Genomic DNA, 2,339 nt, shown 5'->3' with positions numbered 1-2,339 from the left:
ACTGCTGACTACCGGTGGGAACCGCGATGACGACGGTCTTGCCGTCCGTCTTCTTGATCTTGAAGCCCAATGCTTCGATCTGCTCACGGGCCTCGTCACGATTCCCCCAGGCGCCCACCCGAGAGGTCCACCTCGAAGGGACCCTCGCAGTGCGGGCAGGTCACCGCGGCACGGGTGTGCCCCTCGCTGTTGACGCGGCGGTAGAAGTCCTGGAGGAACGCCACGTCGGTGGCGTACATCCGTTCCACGATCCCCGCGTGCACATCGGTGATGGTGCCGAGCCGGGTGATGACCTGGCTCAGCAGCACCACACTGAGGTACGCCGGATTCTCCTTGACCCGCAGGTCGATCTGGGGCCGCAGTTCGTCGCGGGCGGTCGCCAGGCGCATCGCGCCGTGCCGGTGCAGCGTGCCCGCCTCGTCCACGTACCCGCGCGGCAGCTCGAATTCGAACTCGGTGCGCAGCCCGTGGTCCTGCGGTGTCACGGAGCGGGCCGCGGCCGGGGCCTGCGGCTGCTCGGGTGCCGGGGCGGGCGCCGTCGCCTCCAGGATCTCCTCCAGGCTGCCCGCCGTCACCGTACGGCGCCTCATTCGACGACGATCTCCTCGAACACGATCGTGACGGACTCGGTGGCCGCGGCGGACTCGCCGGCCTTGAGGGAGGGGCCCTCCCACTTGGAGGCCCAGCCGTTCATCAGCTGGATGCGGCGGACCGTCTCCCCCTTGGAGTCCTTGATCTCGATGGTCAGGTTCTGCCGGGCGGTGTCGACGGCGCCGTTGTTGAGCGTCTCCTTGATCCACTTGGTGAATTCGCTGCTCTGGTCGAGTCCCCGGGTGATCGTGATCTCGCCGGCCTGCCGGGCGCCCGGCTGCTTGCGGATGATCTGCTTGCCCTCCGAGCTGACCTGCCGGACCTCGACGACCTCCTCCTCGACGGTCAGCCCGCTGATCTCCTGGATCGACTCGACCATGTAGCCGCCGAGCTGCACGCCGAAGACGTGGGTGGAAAGAGCATCGCCCTCTGCCATGACTGTGTGTCACCTTTCCTTGTGGGTCGCGGGGGCCGCGGACCCGCGGGTCACTCGTCGATGAGGCTGGTGCTGTCGGAGAACTGGGCCAGCCGGAACACCACGAACTCGGCGGGCTTGACCGGAGAGACACCGATCTCGCAGACCACCCGTCCCTGGTCGATGGACTCCTGCGGGTTGTTGCCGCGGTCGCACTTCACATAGAACGCCTCCTCGGCGGTGCGGCCGAAGAGCGCGCCCCGGCGCCATTCCTCGGTGAGGAACGCGGTGACGTTGCGGCGGATGCTCGACCACAGCCGGTCGTCGTTCGGCTCGAAGACCACCCACTGGGTGCCCAGCAGAATGGACTCCTCCAGGTAGTTGAACAGGCGCCGCACGTTCAGGTAGCGCCAGGACGGGTCCGAGGACAGGGTGCGGGCGCCCCACACCCGGATGCCGCGGCCCGGGAAGGCGCGCACGCAGTTCACGCCGATCGGGTTGAGCAGGTCCTGCTCGCCCTTGCTGAGCCGGATCTCCAGGTCCACCGCGCCCCGGATCACCTCGTTGGCGGGCGCCTTGTGCACGCCGCGCTCGGCGTCGCTGCGCGCCCACACACCCGCGATGTGACCGCTCGGCGGGACCGTGGTGTTGCGGCCGGCCGCCGGGTCGAAGACCCGCACCCAGGGGTAGTAGACGGTGGCGTACCGCGAGTCGTAACCCGCTTCGTCGTTGCGCCAGTTCCGCACCTGCTGCGCCGTGAGCCCGGGCGGGGTGTCCAGGATCGCCACCCGGTCGCCCATCTGCTCGCAGTGCGAGATCACCGCGAGCTGCACGGTGCGCACCCCCTCGGCGTCGATGTCGCCGCGGCGGTAGGCGCACATCAGGTCGGGAACCGCGACCATGGTGATCTCGTCGATGGCCTCCAGCCCGGAGAAGCCGGTCCGGGCGGCGGCGTCGCCGACGTACTCGGCCGGGTCGAGCCGGGAGACCTCGCCGGAGACGGGCGCCGTGGGCGCCGCGGGAGCCTCGGGCAGCGCCACCGTCTGGCCGGCGGGCCGGGTCTGCGGGGCATCGCGCTGCTCGGTGACCTCGATCAGCTTCGAGGCGCGGGCCTGGGTGACCACATAGCCCTTGACGTTCCTGCGGGCGGAGACGTCGTACGTCTCCACGACCTGGTCGCCCTGGCGGACCAGCAGCTTGAAGCGGTCCTCGGGCGGGTTCTCGCCGTCCGGGTCCGCGATCTCCACCGACAGCCCGGAGGTGCCGGGCCGGGCCGCGACCAGGAACCCGCCGAGCGACACCGGCTCGGCCGCCCGGATCTCCCGGGGCCGCC

General features: G+C 70.2%; 3 protein-coding genes. All 3 read right to left on the bottom strand.

The features are described from left to right. Positions 1-95: 95 nt before the first annotated feature. A complete protein-coding gene (locus tag AB0K09_RS32640; protein ID WP_366069013.1) occupies positions 96-590 on the bottom strand; it encodes a hypothetical protein in 495 nt (164 codons plus the stop codon). Then, complete coding sequence (locus AB0K09_RS32635) at positions 587-1,027, bottom strand: phage tail protein (protein WP_366069012.1); 441 nt, start codon at positions 1,025-1,027, stop codon at positions 587-589. Before AB0K09_RS32635 ends, AB0K09_RS32640 begins: the two co-directional genes overlap by 4 nt. A 50-nt stretch (positions 1,028-1,077) precedes the next feature. Continuing rightward, the coding region (locus AB0K09_RS32630; RefSeq protein WP_366069011.1) for a phage tail sheath subtilisin-like domain-containing protein at positions 1,078-2,339 on the bottom strand (1,262 nt) is incomplete at its 5' end.

Source organism: Streptomyces sp. NPDC049577 (assembly GCF_040675635.1).
In the GTDB taxonomy this organism is placed as follows: domain Bacteria; phylum Actinomycetota; class Actinomycetes; order Streptomycetales; family Streptomycetaceae; genus Streptomyces.
Note: the sequence above shows the minus strand (reverse complement) of the source record. Positions and strands in the feature narration are given on the sequence as shown.